Origin of the sequence: Bradyrhizobium sp. BRP20, from assembly GCF_020194215.1 — a bacterium.
Classification (GTDB): Bacteria; Pseudomonadota; Alphaproteobacteria; order Rhizobiales; family Xanthobacteraceae; genus Bradyrhizobium; species Bradyrhizobium yuanmingense.
Genome location: NZ_JADYVY010000002.1, coordinates 894,306 through 912,392 on the forward strand (window position 1 = coordinate 894,306; position 18,087 = coordinate 912,392).

At 64.4% G+C, this 18,087-nt stretch carries 19 protein-coding genes and 1 tRNA gene; 2 read left to right on the forward strand and 18 right to left on the reverse strand.

The features are described from left to right. Window positions 1-25 precede the first annotated feature (25 nt). The 8 genes from I6F33_RS08895 to I6F33_RS08930 all read right to left on the reverse strand — a co-directional run bounded on the left by I6F33_RS08895 (window position 26) and on the right by I6F33_RS08930 (window position 8,744). Window positions 26-1,339, reverse strand: a complete 1,314-nt coding sequence (locus tag I6F33_RS08895; protein WP_035999234.1) for a TRAP transporter large permease — start codon at window positions 1,337-1,339, stop codon at window positions 26-28. A 2-nt stretch (window positions 1,340-1,341) separates the two neighbouring features. After that, on the reverse strand, window positions 1,342-1,935 hold the full coding sequence (locus I6F33_RS08900) for a TRAP transporter small permease (RefSeq protein ID WP_035999231.1): 594 nt from the start codon (window positions 1,933-1,935) through the stop codon (window positions 1,342-1,344). 158 nt (window positions 1,936-2,093) lie between these two features. Next, window positions 2,094-2,891, reverse strand: a complete 798-nt coding sequence (locus I6F33_RS08905) for an MBL fold metallo-hydrolase (protein WP_225141995.1) — start codon at window positions 2,889-2,891, stop codon at window positions 2,094-2,096. Between the two features lie 13 nt (window positions 2,892-2,904). Further along, a complete protein-coding gene (locus I6F33_RS08910; protein WP_225141997.1) occupies window positions 2,905-3,681 on the reverse strand; it encodes a TatD family hydrolase in 777 nt (258 codons plus the stop codon). Window positions 3,682-3,694: 13 nt separating this feature from the next. Beyond that, on the reverse strand, window positions 3,695-5,641 hold the full coding sequence (metG, locus tag I6F33_RS08915; RefSeq protein WP_225141999.1) for a methionine--tRNA ligase: 1,947 nt from the start codon (window positions 5,639-5,641) through the stop codon (window positions 3,695-3,697). 108 nt (window positions 5,642-5,749) lie between these two features. Beyond that, window positions 5,750-6,796: a DNA polymerase III subunit delta' gene (locus tag I6F33_RS08920; RefSeq protein WP_225142001.1), complete on the reverse strand. Its 1,047-nt coding sequence runs from the start codon at window positions 6,794-6,796 to the stop codon at window positions 5,750-5,752. Continuing rightward, entirely contained in the window at window positions 6,793-7,479 is a 687-nt protein-coding gene (gene tmk / locus I6F33_RS08925; protein ID WP_225112893.1) for a dTMP kinase, read from the reverse strand. Before tmk ends, I6F33_RS08920 begins: the two co-directional genes overlap by 4 nt. A 2-nt stretch (window positions 7,480-7,481) precedes the next feature. Beyond that, window positions 7,482-8,744 carry a D-alanyl-D-alanine carboxypeptidase family protein gene (locus tag I6F33_RS08930; RefSeq protein ID WP_035999217.1) on the reverse strand — a complete coding sequence of 421 codons (1,263 nt, stop codon included), beginning with the start codon at window positions 8,742-8,744 and terminating at the stop codon, window positions 7,482-7,484. 154 nt (window positions 8,745-8,898) lie between these two features. Between I6F33_RS08930 and I6F33_RS08935 the strand changes: the two genes are divergently transcribed. Continuing rightward, a complete protein-coding gene (locus I6F33_RS08935) occupies window positions 8,899-9,855 on the forward strand; it encodes an alpha/beta fold hydrolase (RefSeq protein WP_036031438.1) in 957 nt (318 codons plus the stop codon). Here I6F33_RS08935 and I6F33_RS08940 read toward each other — a convergent pair. Next, window positions 9,849-10,775, reverse strand: coding sequence for a septal ring lytic transglycosylase RlpA family protein (locus I6F33_RS08940; protein WP_225142003.1), 927 nt, complete (start codon window positions 10,773-10,775; stop codon window positions 9,849-9,851). The genes I6F33_RS08935 and I6F33_RS08940 overlap by 7 nt on opposite strands. Before the next feature lie 792 nt (window positions 10,776-11,567). Here I6F33_RS08940 and I6F33_RS38315 point away from each other — a divergent pair. After that, window positions 11,568-11,696 (forward strand): hypothetical protein, encoded by a 129-nt coding sequence (locus I6F33_RS38315; RefSeq protein WP_260347296.1) that lies wholly within the window; start codon window positions 11,568-11,570, stop codon window positions 11,694-11,696. A 32-nt stretch (window positions 11,697-11,728) separates the two neighbouring features. On the opposite strand, the gene I6F33_RS08945 is transcribed toward I6F33_RS38315, so the two are convergent. The 9 genes from I6F33_RS08945 to I6F33_RS08985 all read right to left on the reverse strand — a co-directional run bounded on the left by I6F33_RS08945 (window position 11,729) and on the right by I6F33_RS08985 (window position 18,014). Further along, window positions 11,729-12,019: a hypothetical protein gene (locus I6F33_RS08945; RefSeq protein WP_036031443.1), complete on the reverse strand. Its 291-nt coding sequence runs from the start codon at window positions 12,017-12,019 to the stop codon at window positions 11,729-11,731. Window positions 12,020-12,125: 106 nt separating this feature from the next. Further along, the gene (locus I6F33_RS08950; protein WP_225142005.1) at window positions 12,126-12,446 is read right to left on the reverse strand and encodes a DUF1476 domain-containing protein; all 321 of its coding nucleotides are present in this window, start codon (window positions 12,444-12,446) and stop codon (window positions 12,126-12,128) included. Window positions 12,447-12,669: 223 nt separating this feature from the next. Continuing rightward, window positions 12,670-12,861 (reverse strand): hypothetical protein, encoded by a 192-nt coding sequence (locus I6F33_RS08955; protein WP_035999201.1) that lies wholly within the window; start codon window positions 12,859-12,861, stop codon window positions 12,670-12,672. Window positions 12,862-13,028: 167 nt separating this feature from the next. After that, a complete protein-coding gene (locus tag I6F33_RS08960) occupies window positions 13,029-13,703 on the reverse strand; it encodes an endonuclease/exonuclease/phosphatase family protein (protein WP_035999197.1) in 675 nt (224 codons plus the stop codon). Next, complete coding sequence (locus I6F33_RS08965) at window positions 13,703-15,922, reverse strand: VTT domain-containing protein (RefSeq protein ID WP_225142007.1); 2,220 nt, start codon at window positions 15,920-15,922, stop codon at window positions 13,703-13,705. Before I6F33_RS08965 ends, I6F33_RS08960 begins: the two co-directional genes overlap by 1 nt. Window positions 15,923-15,928: 6 nt before the next feature. After that, entirely contained in the window at window positions 15,929-16,225 is a 297-nt protein-coding gene (locus tag I6F33_RS08970) for a hypothetical protein (protein WP_035999192.1), read from the reverse strand. Between the two features lie 789 nt (window positions 16,226-17,014). Then, window positions 17,015-17,104 (reverse strand) — tRNA-Ser (locus tag I6F33_RS08975). 119 nt (window positions 17,105-17,223) lie between these two features. After that, complete coding sequence (locus I6F33_RS08980) at window positions 17,224-17,568, reverse strand: hypothetical protein (protein ID WP_036028056.1); 345 nt, start codon at window positions 17,566-17,568, stop codon at window positions 17,224-17,226. 122 nt (window positions 17,569-17,690) lie between these two features. Next, entirely contained in the window at window positions 17,691-18,014 is a 324-nt protein-coding gene (locus I6F33_RS08985) for a hypothetical protein (RefSeq protein WP_036028057.1), read from the reverse strand. Window positions 18,015-18,087: the final 73 nt, after the last annotated feature.

The following is an 18,087-nucleotide window of genomic DNA, read 5'->3' on the forward strand; positions in this document are numbered from 1 at the left end:
CAGTCGATCTAGAGAACGGGTACGCTCAGTCTGGGAAAGCGAGCTTCGGCAGGAACGTCACGATCTGCGGATACTCCGTGATGATGAAGACCGCAGCGAGCAACAGCACGAAGAACGGGAAGGCCGCCCGCGCGACCGTGAACGTATCGCGGCCGCTCATGTTCTGGAGCACGAACAGGTTGAACCCCACCGGCGGCGTGATCTGCGCCATTTCGACGTGGATGATCAGATAGACGCCGAACCAGACCAGGTCGAGGCCGGCTTGCCTGACCATGGGCAGGACGATGACAGCGGTCAGAACGATCATCGAGATGCCGTCGATCAGGCAACCCAGGATGATGTACATGATGCTCAGATACAGCGCCAGCATGCTCGGCGTGAGCTGCTGGCCCTGGACCCAGGTGGCGAGCGCGGCCGGAATCCCCGTATAGGCCATCGCCGCCGTGGTGTAGGCCGCGCCTGCCAGGATCAGCATGATCATGCAGGTCAGGCGCGTCGCGCTCATGATGCTCTCGAGGAAGTTCTTGCGCGTGAGCGTGCCGCTCCACCAAGCCAGCAGCAGCGCGCCGGAAACGCCCCAGGCCGCGCATTCCGTCGCCGTCGCAAAGCCGAGAACGAGCGACAGGAACACCGCCAGGATCAGCAGCAGGCAGGGCGCGAGCTTGGCGGACTCGCGCAGCTTCTGCCGGAGCGGCATTGGCGGATCGCGCGGCGGAACCTTTGTCGGGTTGAGCAGCGACCAGATGATGATGTAGCCGGAATAGAGCGCGATCACGAGCAATCCCGGCAGGAAGCCGCCGAGAAACACTTGAAGCACGGAGACGTTCGCCGTGACGGCATAGACCACCATCGGAATCGACGGCGGGATCAGCAGGCCGAGCGTGCCCGAGCCCGCCAGCGATCCGAGGCTCAGGCCCTTATCATAGCCGCGCTTGTCGAGCTCCGGCAGCGCGATCTTGCCGATCGTCGCGCAGGTCGCCGCCGACGAACCCGACACCGCCGCGAAGATGCCGCAGCCGATCACGTTCACATGTGTCAGCCGTCCCGGCAGCCACTGCACCCAGGGCGACAGGCCGCGGAACATTTCCTCCGACAATTTGGTGCGGAAGAGAATCTCTCCCATCCAGATGAACAACGGCAGGGCCGCCAGCGTCCAGGATGAGCTCGCGCTCCAGGTGGTGGTCGCAAGCACGGTGCCGAGCGGCAGGCTCGTGGTGAGCGCCATCGCCACGAAGCCGACCAGCCCGAGCGAGACCGCGATCCAGACGCCGCTTCCCAGCAGCAGGATCATGACGCCGAGCAGGACGAACGACAGCTCGATCATGCCGAGACTGGCCATGGTCAGCCCCCACCGCCCTGCGAGATGCGTTCGACGAACTCTTCCGGAGTTTCGTCGGGCGAGCCCTTCTCGTAGCTCGGACGGTTGCCGCCGATGACGTTGACCATCTCGTCGATCAGCGCGATCGAGAGGATCACGAGGCCGCCGGCGAAGCCGAGCTGGGGAATCCAGAGCGGAAGCGCGACCACGCCCTGCGCCACGTCGTTGAAGCGCCAGGAATCGTAGGTCATCTGCACAGCATGACGGGTGAAGTAGAGAATGAAGGCAGCGGCAATACCGAGCGCCACGACCTCCGCGATCTGCTTGGTCCGTCCGTGCAAACGCTCCAGCAGCAGGCCGACGCGGATCATCTCTCCGCGCTTGAAGGTGTGAGCGAGGCCGAGGAACGCCATCGCGGCCATGCACCAGGACGCAAAATCATCGCCGGCGGGAATGTTGAGCGCAAACTGGCGCCCGACCGACATCACCATCATGATTGCGAAGATCGCGACCAGGAAGACGCCCGCGGCATAGCCCGCGCCGAGATAGAGGAGGTCCAGCGCGCGTCGTACCGGTCCCTGAGTCGCTACATCGTCCTCTGCCAACGCGATCCCCATCCTCACACGAGGCGACTCGACGGACCGATAGCATCCGACTGCCGGTCCTGTTTGAATATCGCCCTGCCCAACGCCTGTCTTTCAGACGTTAGATCAACATGATGGGGCCGGTGCAAGCAAGGTCTATGCCGGCTGGCAGGAGAATTTCCACCGCGGGTTTAGTGCGTCTCGAGCCGCAGCCCGTCGTAGGCCGGCACCACGCCAGGGGGCAGCGACTGTCGGATAACCTCATAATCGACGTCGGCGGTCATGTTGGTGATGACCGCGCGCTTCGGCTTGAAGCTCTCGATCCAGGACAGCGCGTCGTTGATGCTGAAATGGCTGACATGGCCGGTGTAACGCAGGCCGTCGACGATCCAGAGATCGAGATTTTCCAGCGCCTCCCAGCTCTCGCGCGGGATATCATTGAGATCAGGCGTGTAGGCCGCATCCCCGATGCGGTAGCCGAGCGCGGGGATGTTGCCGTGCTGCACCAGAAAGGCGGTCATCGTCACCGCGCCGCCCTTCCCCAGAATGGTCTGGCTTTCTCCCGCCTCGATCGAATGCCGCGTCAGGATCGGCGGATAATCGCTGCCCTCGGGCGAGATGAAGCAATAGGAGAACCGCGACAGGATGTCCTTGGCGGTCGACTGGTTGAAATAGGTTGGAATGCGCCGGCGCATGTGCATGACGACCGAGCGCAGATCATCCATGCCGTGGGTCTGGTCGGCATGTTCGTGCGTCAGGAACACCGCGTCGATGTGGTCGACATTGGTCGAGAGCAATTGTTCGCGCAGGTCCGGCGAGGTGTCGATCACGATGCGTGTCGTGCCATGCTCGGACGTCCGTTCGACCAGCAGCGAGCAGCGGCGACGGCGGTTCTTGGGATTGTTGGGATCACAGGCGCCCCAGCCGAGCGCCGGGCGCGGCACGCCGGCGGAGGAGCCGCAGCCCAGGATCGTCAGCGTCAGCGTCATGTGGCTCCCAGTCTCAAGCTTTCACCTTCGAGAACAGGCGGAAGAAGTTTTCGCTGGTCTGGCGCGAGATCTCGTCGAGCGACACGCCGCGCGTCTCGGCGAGCACCTTTGCGACCTCGACCACGTAGGCCGGCTCGTTGCGCTTGCCCCGAAATTTGCCGGGCGCAAGATAGGGCGAGTCTGTTTCGACCAGGATACGATCGGGCGGCAGTTCGGCTGCGATCGCGCGTAAGGTCTCCGATTTCTTGAAGGTCAGGATTCCCGTGAAGCCGATATAGAGCCCGAGCGACACCGCCTTCAGTGCCAGCTCGCGCCCGCCCGTGTAACAATGCAGGACGGCGCAAAACGATCCCTTTGCGGCCTCCTCTTCCAGGATGCGCGCGCAGTCCTCGTCGGCCTCGCGGGTATGGATCACCAGCGGCAGGCCGGTGGTGCGGGCGGCGGCGATGTGGGCGCGAAAGCCCCTCGCCTGCGCCTCCGGCGAGCCGTTGTCGTAGAAATAATCGAGCCCGGCCTCGCCGAGCGCGACGACCTTGGGATGCTGGGTCAGCGCAATCAGCTCATCCGGCGCGATGCCGTCCTCCTCGTCCGCATGATGCGGATGGGTGCCGACCGAGCAATAGACGTCGTCATAGCGCTCCGCGATGGCGAGCAGGTCCTGCAGCCGCCGGACCCGCGTCGAGATCGTGACCATGCGGGCGATCCCGGCGGCTCGCGCCCGCGACACGATACCGTCGAGATCTTCCGCAAAGTCCGGAAAATCCAGATGGCAATGACTGTCGACCAGCATCGTGCGAACGCCTTCAGGCCGCCGGCTCGACGTAGCGCGGGAACGCCGGCATCGGCGCCGGCAGCGTCGAACCGGGCGCGATGCGCTTGGCGCCGCCGAGCATGTCAAAATTGCGCTCGGCTTCGGGGATGCCGAGGCTGTCGAGCAGCTTGCCGGAGGCGGTCGGCATCGCGGGCTGAGCCAGGATCGCAATCTGACGCACGACTTCGGCGGTGACGTAGAGCACCGTCTTCTGCCTGGCCGGATCCGTCTTGGCGAGCGCCCACGGCGCTTCACCCGCAAAATAGCGGTTGGCCTCCGCGACCACGGCCCAGACGGCGTTGAGCCATTGATGAATCTGCTGCGTCGCCATGGCTTCACGCGAGGCAGCGATCATGCCGTCGGCCATCGCCAGGATCGCCTTGTCGTTGTCGCTGAACTCGCCGGGCTCGGGCAGCACGCCGCCGAGCTGTTTTGCGATCATCGACAGCGAGCGCTGCGCGAGATTGCCGAGATCGTTGGCGAGATCGGCGTTGATGCGCGCGACAATCGCCTCGTGATTGTAGTTGCCGTCCTGGCCGAACGGCACCTCGCGCAAGAAGAAGTAGCGCAACTGGTCGACGCCGTACTGGTCGGCGAGGTTGAAGGGATCGACAGTGTTGCCGACCGACTTCGACATCTTCTCGCCCCTGTTGAACAGGAAGCCGTGGGCATAGACCCGTTTCGGCAGCGGGATGCCCGCCGACAAAAGGAAGGCCGGCCAATACACCGCATGGAAGCGGATGATGTCCTTGCCGATGACGTGCACGTCGGCCGGCCAATAGCGCCAGTTCTTGTCGCTCTCATCGGGGAAACCGACGCCGGTGATGTAGTTGGTCAACGCATCGACCCAGACATACATCACGTGCTCTTCGTCGCCGGGCACCTTCACGCCCCAATCGAACGTGGTGCGCGAGATCGAGAGATCGCGCAGGCCGCCCTTGACGAAGCTCACCACCTCGTTCTTGCGCGAGTCCGGCCCGACGAAGTCGGGCTGATCCGCATAGAGCTTGAGCAGCTTGTCCTGGTACTCCGACAAGCGGAAGAAATAGCTCTTCTCCTCCACCCATTCCACCGGCGTGCCCTGCGGCCCCAAGCGCACGCCATCGTCGTTCACACGCGTCTCGTCCTCGGCGTAATAGGCCTCGTCACGGACCGAGTACCAGCCCGAATAGGTGTCGGCGTAGATGTCGCCGTTCGCTTCCATGCGGCGCCAGATCTCCTGGCTAGAGCGGTGATGCTGCTCCTCGGTGGTGCGGATGAAGCGGTCGAACGACACGTCCAGGCGCTCGTCCATCTCTCTGAAGCGGCCGGCATTGCGCATCGCGAGCGCGGCGGTGGACATGCCTTCGCTCGCCGCCGTCTGAATCATCTTCTGGCCGTGCTCGTCGGTGCCGGTCAAAAAGAACACATCCTTGCCATCGAGCCGCGCAAAGCGCGCCAGCGCGTCGGTCGCGATCGCCTCATAGGCATGACCGATATGCGGGCTACCGTTGGGATAGGCGATCGCGGTGGTGATGTAGAAGACGTTGTCGCGCGCGGCGGCAACCGCAGGCGCGGCAACCTGCGCAGAAGCGACGGGCTTCGGCGAACGAGGAGCCTTTGGCTTCCGCGCCTTTGGCTTCATAGGCGTCACGACGGGAGCCGGTGCGGCGGTCACGGCAGGCGAAGCTACCTTTTTCGCGACCTTCTTCGCCGGAGCCTTGGCCGGCTTTTTGGCAGCCTTCTTCACCGCCTTCTTGGCGACGACCTGCTTCTTCGCGGCCTTCTTTGCGGCGCCCTTCTTCACGCTCTTCCTGACGGCAGCCTTCTTGGTCTTCTTGACCTTCTTGGCAGCTTTGGCCGCGCGCGCCTTGGCCTTTTTCGCGGCTTTCTTGACGGCCTTCTTCGCAGCCTTCTTGCCGCTCTTGCGTTTGACGGATTTCTTAGCTCGCGTTGCCACCACGAATTCCTTTACCGGCTTCTCGAATTTTGGAAACGGCTCGGCGTTCCGTTATTGTTTTGCGCATGATCTTTCGGAAAACCGCTGCGCACTTTTCCGGATCATGCTTTAGCGCGTTGCGTCCGCCAGCCAGCCGAACACCGAGAAAACCAAGGGCTTTCGCTCCAGATTGTAGGTTTCGGTGTCGCGCGCGGCGCGGACGATCTTTTCCCATACCTCAGCTAGCCGCGCAAGGCGCGGCAGGTTCTGGTTGGCATTGGCCTCATCCGCATGCAGGCGCTCCGCAATCCAGCGGTCGATGCCGTCGATGAAGGCCGCAAGCGCCACGCGGTCGCTGGTGCCGAGCGAATCGCCGAGCGTGTGCAATTCGCGCGGATCGACCTGCGGCAGGCGCGCGAGCAGCGCCGCCGTGCGCTGCTGAAGCTTCAGGGCCTCGCCACCGAGCAACGTCAGCGTCCGTGCGACGCTGCCCTCGGAGGCCTCGGCCGCCTCGCGCAGCGCGGCATCGTTCGGATCGAGCTCAGCCGCCGAAGCGGCGGCGCCGATCACATCGTTCGTCGCGAGCGGCCGCAGGCGCAGCTTGCGGCAGCGCGACTGGATCGTGGCGAGCACCCGCGCGGGCGCGTGGCTCACCAGCAGGAACAGCGATTGCTGCGGCGGCTCCTCCAAGATCTTCAGAAGCGCGTTGGCCGCGTTCGGATTGAGCTCGTCGACGGTGTCGACGATGCAGACGCGCCAGCCTTCGGCCGCGGCGGTCGAGCCGAAGAAACCGATCGTCTCGCGCGTCTCGTCCACGGTGATCACGGTGCGCATCACGCCGCGCTCGTTGGCGGTGCGCTCGAGCGTCAGCAGGCCGCCATGCGAGCCGGCCGCCACCTGCCGCGCCACGGCGTCGTCGTGATCGATCGCAAGGCTTTCGGCGCGCTGCACGGCCGGCGCCAGCGGCTGCGCATGGGTGAGCACGAAGCGCGCCATGCGATAGGCCAGCGTCGCCTTGCCGATCCCCTGTGGCCCGCCGATCAGCCAGGCATGCGGAATGCGTCCGCTGCGATAGGCATCAAGCAGCGCGGCCTCCGCCTCGCGATGGCCGAACAGCTGCGACGTCTCGCGCGGATGCGGTATGGCGGTTTCGCGCTCGGCCTGACGCGGGCTCATACCGACACCACTGACGCAGGCGTTGGCAGCAGGCGCTCGCGCAGCGCCGTCCAGACGCGCGCGGCGACCGTGTCCGGATCGGAATTGGCGTCGATCAGCACGCAGCGCGCGGGATCCTCCGCCGCGATCTTGCGATAGGCTTCGCGGAGGCCCTGGTGAAAGCTGAGCTTCTCAGCCTCAAACCTGTCGGGCGTGCCGCTGCCGCGGCGCGCGGCGGCACGTTGCAGGCCGATCTCGACCGGCAAATCGAGGATGATGGTGAGGTCCGGCTTGAGGTCGCCGATCGTCACCCTTTGCATCGCGTTGATCAGGCCATCGGGCACCTGGCCGAGGCTGCCCTGATACGCCCGCGTCGAATCCGCGAAGCGGTCGCACAGCACCCAGACGCCCTGGCTCAGCGCCGGCTGGATCACGGTGCGGACATGGTCATCGCGCGCGGCGGCAAACAGCAGCGTCTCGGCCTCGGGGCCGAGCAGCTTGCCCATGCCCGACAGCACCAGATGACGCATGATTTCAGCGCCCGGCGAGCCGCCCGGCTCCCGCGTCACGCGGATGCGCAGCTTTGCCGCCTTCAGGCGGTCGGCGAGCTTCTTGATCTGGGTCGACTTGCCCGTGCCCTCGCCGCCTTCAAAGGTGATGAAGCGTCCCCGTCCGGACGGCCGCTGTGCAGCGCTCTCACTCATGATCAGAGCTTCTCGGCGCCTGCGCGGAACATGCCGATCACGAGCTCGCTGGCGCCGTCGATCGCGCGGCGCATGGTCGAGCCGGTGCCGATCGCCTCCGCGGCGTAGACCGGCGTCTCGACCGCGATGTTGCCGCTGCGCCAGACCCTGACCACGCCGACCCGCTGGCCGGCCTCGATCGGCGCGCGCACCGGGCCACTATAGACGATGCGCGCAATCAGCTTGTCGCTGCCGTTCTTGTGCACCATCACCTTCACAGGGGTCTTGGCGATGAGCTTGACCGACCGGCTCTCGCCGCCGAACACCTTGGCGTAGCCGACCGGCTGCTCGGCTGCGATCAGGGTGCGGGTCTCGAAATTGCGAAAACCCCATTCCAGCATCTTCTTGGCTTCCGTGGCGCGGTCCTCGGGATCGTCAAGTCCGTTGACGACGACGATCAGCCGCGTGCCGTTCTGCACGGCGGAGCCGACCATGCCGTAGCCGCCTTCCTTGGTGTAGCCGGTCTTCAGGCCGTCAGCGCCTTCCATCGAATTGAGCAGCGGATTGCGGTTTTGCTGGCGGATCTTGTTCCAGGTGAACTCCTTCTCGCCGAACAGTTTGTAGAATTCGGGGAAGTCCAGGATGATGTGCCGGGCAAGCATGCCGAGCTCGCGCACCGTCATCTTGTTGCCGGGATCGGGCAGACCGCTGGAATTGGCGAAGGTCGACCTGGTCATGCCAAGCTCGCGGGCGCGCTTGGTCATGAAGTCCGCGGCAAAGATCCGCTCATTGCCCGCCATGGCTTCGGCCAGCGCGATGCAGGCGTCGTTGCCGCTCTGGATGATCGCGCCGCGCAGGAGATCGTCGACAGAGACCTTGCTGTTGATGGCGGCGAACATGGTCGAGCCGCCCGAGGGGGCCCCGCCTCTGCGCCAGGCATTCTCGCTGATCCGATACTCGTCGTTCAGCTTGATGTCGCCCTTCTTGATGGCATTGAAGACGACCTCCGCGGTCATCAGCTTCATCATGCTCGAGGGCGCGCGCAGCTCGTCGGCGTTCTTCTCGAACAGCACGCTGCCCGAGGAGGCTTCGATCAGGATCGCGGTCGGGGCATCGCCGTCGAAGCCGGCATCTTCCGCTTTCTTGCCGCCCTGGACGCTCTGGTTGGCCGCAAGGAGCGCCCCGCCCCAGCCGATGGCCGCTGCCAAAACCGTCGCGATCAGCCCGCGTGCCAGCGTTCCGGCGGTGAGCCGGTTGCGACGAAGCAAAGGAAGACGAAGTGCCATGGCGAAGCCCTGAGAGAGGCGTTCTAACAGGTGGAACAGATGCGAACAACACGCGGTTGGACGCTTGTCGCCGAGATTGCACGATTCTCGCTGCGCCCCTATCGTGACGCCTCATGTTTTTCGACCAAACCCCTGAAACAAGGCGGAAAAGCGAATGCCCTCAACCCGCATGATCAAGTCCAACGGGGTCGAGCTGTTCGTCCGCGAAGCCGGACAGGGACCGCTTGTGGTGCTGTGCCATGGCTGGCCGGAACTGTCCTATTCCTGGCGCCACCAGATCCCGGCAGTCGCCGAAGCCGGGTTTCACGTCGTCGCCCCCGACATGCGCGGCTATGGCCAGAGCGCGGCGCCGCTCGACGCGAACGCCTACTCGATCTTCGACACGGTCGGCGACGTGGTCGGCCTGGTCCAGGCCCTCGGCGAGACCAAGGCGATGGTGGTCGGCCATGATTGGGGTGCACCGGTCGCCTGGCACGCGGCGCTGTTCCGGCCGGACATCTTCACGGCGGTCGCGGGCCTGAGCGTGCCGCCGCCGTTCCGGGGCCGCGGCAAGCCGCTCGACCTGCTGCGCCAGGGCGGCGTCACCAATTTCTACTGGCAGTATTTCCAGACGCCCGGCGTCGCCGAGGCCGAGCTCGAGCGTGACGTCGCACGCACCATGCGCATCGTCCTCGGCGGGCGGGGCCTCGCCGATCCCACCGCCGCCATGTTCGTGCAGGAGGGCAAGGGCTTTCTCGGCCACGCGGGCGCCGACGAGCCGCTGCCTGGCTGGCTCAGCGAGGCAGACCTGGCCTATTTCACCGAGGCCTTCCGCAAGTCCGGCTTCCGCGGCGGGCTGAACTGGTATCGCAACATCGACCGCAATTGGGAGCTGACCGCGCCCTGGCAGGACGCGCAGATTCACCAGCCTTCCCTCTTCATCGCAGGCTCGAAGGACGCCGTCATCACCGGCCTGATCGGGGCCAAGCGCGTCAACGAGCTCGAGCGCGTGCTGCCCAATCTGAAGCGCAAGCTGATCATCGAGGGCGCCGGCCATTGGGTGCAGCAGGAGCGGCCCGAAGAGGTGAATGCGGCGCTCGTCACGTTCTTGAAGGAGAGCGCGGCTCAGTAGAGGCCGCGGCCGCTCAGGATGCTGCGGGCCTCGGCGGCGCCATCGGTCGATGCGGCCGCGCTGTCGGCGGCGTAGCGACCGTCCTCGCCATAGGACACCGCGCGGGCGTTCTGGAGCGCCTGGCCCCGGCTGCGGCTCGAGGCCGACATTTCCGAGGTAGCATTGAGCGAAGCCATATCGGCCGAGGTACTGCCGAGATTGTATGGCCGCCCCTCCGGCATCGGGACCTCGCCGCGAATGGCACCGCGGGTCGAGGACGGCAGCTCCGGCACAAACGGCTTGGCCGAGGCGACCCGGACCATCGAGGGCGACGGCGCCGGAACGCCGGTGCGCAGGGTCGCCAGAAGCTGGCGGTCGTCGGAGCCTTCTAGCGGAGCCCGGCCGACATATTCGACGCGGACCTTGGCGACGCCATTTCCTTTGAATTCAAGGAGTTCGGCAGCCTTGTTCGAGACGTCGATGAGGCGGTTGCCGTGATAAGGCCCGCGGTCATTGACGCGGACGATCAGCGACTTGCCGTTCGAGACGTTGGTCACCCGCGCATAAGACGGCATCGGCAGGGTCGGATGCGCCGCGGTCAGCGAGGTCATGTCGAACACCTCGCCATTGGCGGTCAGGCGGCCGTGGAAACTGTCGCCGTACCAGGAGGCCATGCCCTCAGCGCGATAGTTGACGTCCTCCTCCGGCACGTAAGTCCGGCCCGCCACGACATAGGGCTTGCCGACGCGGTAGGTGCCGCCGCCCTTCGGGACCGGATCGCCAAAGGCCACCACCCGCGGGCTCGAGGACACGCCGTATTTCGGATCGACCCGGCTGGCGAACTTGTTCGACGAGGCGCAATTGGCGAGCGCAAGGCAGGTCGCGACCGCCGCAACACCGCGCGCGGCTCGCAAAACCGAATCTGACCGACGGATCCCCATGCGCCCCAAATACCACTTCGCCGGAGGCGTACCCAACCCGCTTTGGCTACGGGGAGCGCTGTCCGGTCATCTCATCCAAGGCGGCCCACCACCGTCTCGGAAGCGGTAACGATAACGCAACCCGAACGCGGCGGAAATGGGGAGCCCACGGCGATCACGCCGGGATGGTAAACGAGACGTTCGCATTTTTCCGTTGTTCTACGGGGCGATGGCCCCCGCACTGTGCCAGTGCCGGACAGTCTGTTGCGCCAAATCCTCACTCCACCCCCATTGTCGCGCCGCTCACCGAAATTCTTTTGACTGTGCAAGGCCGCCCGCGTTCTCTCGGATGCGAGGGCGGGATTTGGAATTTAACGATGATCGAGACGGTTTCGGCACTGATGGGTTTGGTAAGCGCGGGGATCTTCTTGGCCCATGCGTTCGAGGGTTACCGCACGAGGGCCTAAAGGCACTCGCGCGGACGGCAAGCATCACCTCTTTCAATGCGGCGCGTTCGGACGGTCTTGGTCGATCCACTCGCGCATCGAACACGAGAGCGGCAGGTGTCCCATGCGTAATCATGACCTCGTATCCGATGGCTTCCTGGCCTTGACCGCCGGCGGCTTGGTGCTGCTCTGCTCGAGCCTCGTCGCGCTGGCGTTTGCCTGAACCGCACGTCCTCCTGTCCAACACGGGTTCTCTGCATTGCGGCGCAGCAGGCGCGGCTGTCCCCGCTCCCATTCAGTTGATTGAATTATTGCGTTCGGCGCCTCGACCAATTGCAAGAGGCCATCACCAACGAGGGTGACGCAAATGCTTGCCGAGAAGTTCTTCCTGGTCTTGGAATCCCTGATCCGCGGCAACCGCACCTATCCGGATGGAAGCCCCCGGGTCATCAGCACCTCCCCGCATGTGCCGGTCAGGCTGCCGTCAGCGAAATAAACGGCGCGTCCGCTAGCCGCCGAATCCGCCGCTCAGCGCAGGCCCAACAGCGAGCGGCGGTAGAAGCCGCCGCGGGCCTCGTTCTGGCAGACGAAGCTGCCGTCGAAGCCCTGGCCGTAGCGCTTCTGCCCCTTGCGGTAATAGACGCCCTTGCCGAAGTCGAGCCAAACCACCTTGTCGCGCGGGCAATGACGCTGGGCCTGCGCCTCGTATCGAAACGGCGTCAGCGGAGTCGCCGAGACCTCGGCGCCACCTGCAGCGACCAGCATGGCGCCGGCGCATGCGATTGCGCCGGACCATTTGCCAAAGCTGCCCCGTGACATGCCCCCACCTCCCGCTCGCCGCCGTCTCCGGCGGCTGGCACGGTAGCACGAAACGGCACAGCCCGCGGAAGGCGGCAAGCACGCCGAATGAACGCGGCAGCGGGTGTCATTGCCGGTCCGCTTCGAGCTGCGCCAGCGCCTCGTGCAGACAGTCCTGAAGCCTCTGCGCGACCTGCTCGCGCGCGATCCCCTTGCCTGCGAGATCGCCCGCCACCTTGCCGACCACGTGGTCCATCGTCCGGCTCTCCAGATGGTCCGTCACCAGCGCAGCCGCGTAGCCTGCAGCGGCATCGCCACTGAGCCCGAGCTGGCCTGCGGCCCAAAGCCCGAGCAGCTTGTTGGACCGCGCCGTGGCCTTGAACATCAATTCCTCGTCGTGGGCGAATTTGGCTTCAAAGCCCCGCTCGCGCTTGTCGAACGTGGTCATGGTCAGCTCCATTCTGCGTCGCTGATGAGGATCGGACTTGCTGGGAGCGAACGTCTCCATGGTTCAGGTCAGTTTTGGATCATCAGAAGCTTCCTCCCGGAAGCGAAGCGCCGTCAAGCCTGCCGATGGGAAGCAGACACCCAAGCGGCATTGGCGGCCGACAATCAAATGCAGGCCGCCAGCAGATACGACTTTTTGAAATTGCGCGGCTAAGCGCGTTCGCTCAGCCCTTCGCCGCCGCCGCTTCGCGCGCCAGCCGCTCGGCCTTCAGCCGTTCCTTGTTGGCATAGAACGCCTTCTGCGCCGCTTCGTGGTCGCGCATGGCCTTCTCCGCCTCGATCCGCCGAGCCGCATCGCGGGCATGGCGCTGTTCGGGGGTCAGGGGTTTGCGTCGGAAGGAAAGGTCTTCAGTCATGCCGAATGAACGTGGCCCTGAGGAAAAAGTTCCGCATGGTCCCGTGCGAGACGCTCGGCCGGGTCATGAAGTTGTCCGAAAACAACCCCATGCACAGTAGCTAAGTTCCTCTACCACAACGCTTTTCTCAATGAGGGCCAGAGATCCGCGCTCCGTCGCCGGAACCGTCAGATCGCGATGTCCGCGATCACGGGCAAATGGTCGGAATAGGCGCGCGCCGCATGATCGGTCCAGACTTTCTCGATCCGGCTGTCACGCGTTGCGTAGATCCGGTCGAGCCGCATGAGGGGCAAGCGCGATGGGAAAGTTCGCAACCGCGTCCGGTTCGGGCAGGCCTGCGCGAGCACGCGCCGCACCGATTTCACCCAAAACCAGTCGTTGAAATCGCCGAGGACGACGGTCCTTTCCGGCCTCACCAGGCTCACCACGGCCTGAGCCTGCGCATAACGCTCGTGGATGCTGAGGCCGAGATGAGTGGCGACCACGCGGACGTCGCCGAAAGGCGTCAGCAATCCCGTCGCGATCGCCCTGCGCGGCTCCCGCTCTCGATACGACACGTCGACGATCTCGGGCACGCTGGAGAACGGAAAGCGGCTCATGAGCATCTGGCCGTAGTCACCGTCCTCCGTGACGATCGACTTGGCATGAACGCGATGATCGCCGACGACGCGCGCCAGCTTCGCGAACGGATCGTCCGACCGCGATCGGGAATCCACCTCCTGGAGCGCGACGACATCCGGCGACCATTTGCGAATGATGGAGCAAACACCTTCCAGATCGAACGTCGGATTGAGATTGAACGTGCCGTGCACATTCCACGTCATGAAGCGCATCGGCGCCATCAGCGCCTCCCGGCGAGCCACGTCGCGAGGAATTGAGCGCCCGCACAGACGCCGAGCCAGCCCAGAAATGCCAGCGTGAGCAGCAATACGCTGCTCCAGGACGCATTCCTGGCCAGATCGGCGATCTGCGCTCCCAGAACGGCCATGGCGAGAATGCCGGGCATCATGCCCAGCAGCGTTCCAACCAGGAAATCACGGAGCGGCAGCGTGCTCGCGCCAGCCGCGACGTTCACCAGCGAGAATGGTGCGATCGGAATCATCCGGATGACGACGACGGCCAGGATTCCCTTGCCGACAACGCGCTCCTGGATGCGCGCCGCACGGCGTCCCAGCAAGCGCTGAAGGCGCTCTCGGCCCAGGAACCGTCCGATCGCAAAAAGGAGGAGCGCGCTGAGCAAGACGCCCGCCATTGCGGTGACGAAACCCAGCCAGGGCCCCAGGGCGGCGGCAGTCGCAGCAATGAGCACGAGAACCGGAAAGATGACCAGCCCGCCGACGACAAAGGCCGCAATTGCGAATGGCGGTCCCCAAACGGACTGCGAATAGGCAGACAGGAACGACGAGATCCGGCCCGTATCGGCGTAATCGCTGAGGGACGTGTACGACCAGGCCAGCGTCAGTCCAAGAAGCGCCAGCGCGATCGAGGCGATCCCGATGATCGTCTTCGTGCTCCACATGCGCGATGCCGCCCGCTCGAGATGAAGAGGCAGCTCAGGGTCCGCCACCGGCTGAACCAGGGTGGCCAGCGTGCTGGTCAGAACCGAGGACTCCACTTTTCGCAGCGTCTTCGCCCCACCCTTTTTCGACACCTGGTCCAGCAGGGCGAACAGCCGATGCTCGTTTTGCGTGACGGCCTGCTCGTCGAGACCGCAGAAATGAGCGATGAGCCGACGGCGGACCGAGGCGATGAAATCCCGATGCTGCTCGGATTCAGCTTCAAAGATGAGGTCGCATTCGCTGTCGGCGCCCATGGAACGATTGTTCAGATTGGCCGAGCCGATCCGCAAGATCCTGTCATCGACGATCATGAGCTTGCTGTGCACCATCACCGCGGCTTCCTTATTGCCGCTGCGGGAGATCGGATAGACGAAGCGGATGCGATCGGCCACGCCAGCTGCGCTGAAGCAGTCGATGAAGGCGCCACGGCCGTTCTGCATGGCCTGGGACTCAAGCCACGAGGAATGCAGTTTCGGAGCGACGACCAGAACCCGAAGCGACGGCACGCGACACATCTGCTCCGCGAGTTCGTGCGCCATCCTGGTCGCGCTGGTGAATTGATTTTCGATGTACACGAAGCTCGTTGCCGACCGGATCGCCGCAATGAAGGAGCGTTCGACCTCCTTGATGGTCGATCCTGCGGGACAGACCACCTCGGTCCGGGCGATTCCGACCGGCAAGTGCTCGGCCTCGACAGGCACGTTCGCCGGCCAGCGACCGTTCCTCGGTGCGCGCCGTTCATCGGACTGTTGGCCTGCCGCACGCCAGCGTTGCTCCGCGAGGGCGAACAGCTGCTCCGCAGCATCCCCGTCGACCAGGCACTGAACGTCGTGAAACGGTGGATATGGCTTGCGCTGAGGGTCGCAGCGCATGGCATTGTCGGCGCGGTGGTCACTCGTGTCCCAGCGCCGGATCGTCAGATCGAGGCCGCCGACGAACGCCAGTGATCCGTCGACACAGACGATCTTCTGGTGTTGCGCCGAACCAAACGGAAGCGTGGCGTCAAGATGAAACCGGACGCGGCCATCGGTGTCGGCAGTGAATTTCGCCGCGGAACTCCACTCTCTCTCGGAAGCGTAGAACGAGACGAAGTCCCAGACGAGAATGTTGATGCGCAAGGCGGGCCGGCGCTGCACCAGGACGCGTAGGAAGGGACCAAGCTCGTCAGGCAGGCCATCATCGGCACGTCCGGAAGCTCCGACCAGACGTGTCCTGCTATGGATGTCCCATCCGACGATGTAGACGACATCCTGCGCCTCCAGCAGTGCCTCCCGCAGGGCGGCGAAATAGGCGGCGGCATCATTCAGTACCGCCACGCGCCGCGCCTTGCACCGCCGCCAGACGGTGTCGCCGGGAGTGAGTGTCGATGCGCTCTGAAGCAGGTGGACCTCGCAATTCGCGTTTGCGTCTAAACGCGCTGGAGGCTCAAGGGGTTCCAGGCGGTCAACGGCTGCGGTTCGATGCGAATGCCGAATGTCCGGCGCCCACTGCGCCCGTCGCACAAGTCGTCATTTGGTGCGGACAAACTTCGCGCCGGCGCTCCTCAACACATCGACAATTTTCTCAGGGGCATCGCCGTGAAAATCGACGGAAACCTCGATCAGGCCTTCCAGCTTCTGCCGCCCCTCCGGAGTGGGCGCTGTCTTGACGTCGGGTCCTGCCGCGCGTGTTCCCACGGTGTTCGCAGCGCCGGCAGGCTGGACGAAGACGTCGCCTCGCGGCACGCCGCATTCCTGCACGACATGCTCAACCGCAAGCTCGGCTCCGCGGCGCGTGTCGAATTCTCCAATGATGGTGCTTTCCAAGGCTGCTCTCCGTGTGCTCGAGACTGCGAACAACAGGCGAGCCGAGGCCAAGTTCCTGAGGGAGCATGCAAGAGGATGACGGTCGGATCCCAGGCGCTGATGATCAGAACCGAATGAGTCCAAACAGGAAGAGCAGCGCCACCGTGACCAGGCCGGAGATCAGCAGCGAGCCGAGACATCCCAGCCGGTTCGAGAAAAAGAAGAACATGCGTTGCCCGCTGTGAAGCTTGCTGTCGGGCTAATCTCTCTAAGTCAGTAGCGTTCCTGCGCAGTTTCGCGTGTCCGTGGCTCTAGCACGCAACGCTTCCTTCCACTGCATTTCAACCAGTCCCGATCCTCCTCTTGAAGACTGGAGATCCAAACGCAACATGGGTCTACGGCACCGCCGGAATCCGTCTCTCCAACATCGCGGGCCGGACTTGAGCGAGGAAGATTGAACAGATCCGTCGGGCTGCGGTGTTAGGAATGGGTCTCGGCCAAATGACCCGAGCGGCACCGGGGCGCCGCCAATCCAGACCTTGGGAGTGACGCGCCGAGGCGCCCCAGTCTTTCCAGCGCAGGCTAGTGCAACACGCGAGCGGCTTCGGCGAGCCGGACCCTTTCTCTCAGCTCCTCGAGCTCCTCGATCGCGTCCAGCAATCTCACCAGCTCGCGGGCAATATGTGTCAAACCGGACTTGGATTGCTTTAAGATACGAACTCGCTGTGCCATCGGTGCACGCCTCCATGGTCGGGCACGTCCAATTGGCAAGGAGCGTGCCAGCCCACGAGGGGAACTTATGGCGATTTCTGGCGGAAGGGGTGGGATTCGAACCCACGGTACCCTTGCGGGCACGCCGGTTTTCAAGACCGGTGCCTTAAACCACTCGGCCACCCTTCCAGTCCCGGGAATGGGTGTCGCTTAACGTAGTCGACCGCGCAAGGCAACGCCAAGTTGGCGCAAGTGCTCAAACCTTTGCCGGCCGGAGCGCGGCGCGTTCCTTTTCCTGCACAACCTGTCTAGCTCTTCGGGCAATCAACCAGGACGGCACTCCGGATGTACTTGGTCCCCTGCCGGTCGCTGACGTTGCGCCCGAATTGAGGGCTGTAGTTCAGGTCGTAGCGGCACCCTGCCTGCATTGCCTTGTAGATCGCGCCCCGTTCGATCACGTAACTCCCTTGTGGGAGCGTCTTGAGGCGGACCTGTGTGATGGTCTGCTCCTGGCCGTGGTCCGGGCCGAGATAGGTAACGCGATCGGTCGAGCCGACCGACCAGACCACCGCAACTGCGCACATCAGTGAAACGGCGAAAGCAGCGACCAGCCCGAGTTGCGGTCGCTCGACGGAGTCCAGAAACGAGCTCATGCCGTTTCGTGTCGTTCCGGGCCTTGCGGTTCAAAGGCTCCCTCACCTTTGCGTCGCGCAATAGAAAGCGCGGCGCCCCGCGAAGAGCGCCGTCCTGAAATTCTTTGTTGTTTGCGTCTAGCTCAGTAGCCGCAGGACGCGCAGTTCATCTGCACCGGGGCGTAATAGGAATAACCCGGCGAGACCATCTCGACGCGCTGCCGGGTGGCGTATTGCGGCGGGATGCGCTCGTACTGGACGCTGGGCGGCGCGACCATCACGGTCTGCGGCACCATCACGGTGCGGTACTGCGCCGGCGTGCGGTGCGCGACCACGGAGCCGGGCGAGACCATCACGGTCTCGTCGACGGTGCGGTATTGCGGCGGCACATATTGTTGCTGGTAGCAGGTCGTGCACGGCGGCGGCGTGTAGCAATTGTAGCAGCCGGCGGAGGCCGCGCCCGTCATGGAAATGGCGGCGACGGCTGTTGAGAAAACGACAGCGAGAGTACGAGACATTGCGGTGGTGCCCCAGTTGCCC

What these genes read in the sequence shown, in the direction of transcription:
- I6F33_RS08895 (WP_035999234.1), bottom strand. Translation starts at nt 1,339, where the DNA reads ATGGCCAGTCTCGGCATGATCGAGCTGTCGTTCGTCCTGCTCGGCGTC.
- I6F33_RS08900 (WP_035999231.1), bottom strand. Translation starts at nt 1,935, where the DNA reads ATGGGGATCGCGTTGGCAGAGGACGATGTAGCGACTCAGGGACCGGTA.
- I6F33_RS08905 (WP_225141995.1), bottom strand. Translation starts at nt 2,891, where the DNA reads ATGACGCTGACGCTGACGATCCTGGGCTGCGGCTCCTCCGCCGGCGTG.
- I6F33_RS08910 (WP_225141997.1), bottom strand. Translation starts at nt 3,681, where the DNA reads ATGCTGGTCGACAGTCATTGCCATCTGGATTTTCCGGACTTTGCGGAA.
- I6F33_RS08920 (WP_225142001.1), bottom strand. Translation starts at nt 6,796, where the DNA reads ATGAGCCCGCGTCAGGCCGAGCGCGAAACCGCCATACCGCATCCGCGC.
- tmk (WP_225112893.1), bottom strand. Translation starts at nt 7,479, where the DNA reads ATGAGTGAGAGCGCTGCACAGCGGCCGTCCGGACGGGGACGCTTCATC.
- I6F33_RS08930 (WP_035999217.1), bottom strand. Translation starts at nt 8,744, where the DNA reads ATGGCACTTCGTCTTCCTTTGCTTCGTCGCAACCGGCTCACCGCCGGA.
- I6F33_RS08935 (WP_036031438.1), top strand. Translation starts at nt 8,899, where the DNA reads ATGCCCTCAACCCGCATGATCAAGTCCAACGGGGTCGAGCTGTTCGTC.
- I6F33_RS08940 (WP_225142003.1), bottom strand. Translation starts at nt 10,775, where the DNA reads ATGGGGATCCGTCGGTCAGATTCGGTTTTGCGAGCCGCGCGCGGTGTT.
- I6F33_RS38315 (WP_260347296.1), top strand. Translation starts at nt 11,568, where the DNA reads ATGCTTGCCGAGAAGTTCTTCCTGGTCTTGGAATCCCTGATCCGCGGC.
- I6F33_RS08945 (WP_036031443.1), bottom strand. Translation starts at nt 12,019, where the DNA reads ATGTCACGGGGCAGCTTTGGCAAATGGTCCGGCGCAATCGCATGCGCC.
- I6F33_RS08950 (WP_225142005.1), bottom strand. Translation starts at nt 12,446, where the DNA reads ATGACCACGTTCGACAAGCGCGAGCGGGGCTTTGAAGCCAAATTCGCC.
- I6F33_RS08955 (WP_035999201.1), bottom strand. Translation starts at nt 12,861, where the DNA reads ATGACTGAAGACCTTTCCTTCCGACGCAAACCCCTGACCCCCGAACAG.
- I6F33_RS08960 (WP_035999197.1), bottom strand. Translation starts at nt 13,703, where the DNA reads ATGGCGCCGATGCGCTTCATGACGTGGAATGTGCACGGCACGTTCAAT.
- I6F33_RS08980 (WP_036028056.1), bottom strand. Translation starts at nt 17,568, where the DNA reads ATGAGCTCGTTTCTGGACTCCGTCGAGCGACCGCAACTCGGGCTGGTC.
- I6F33_RS08985 (WP_036028057.1), bottom strand. Translation starts at nt 18,014, where the DNA reads ATGACGGGCGCGGCCTCCGCCGGCTGCTACAATTGCTACACGCCGCCG.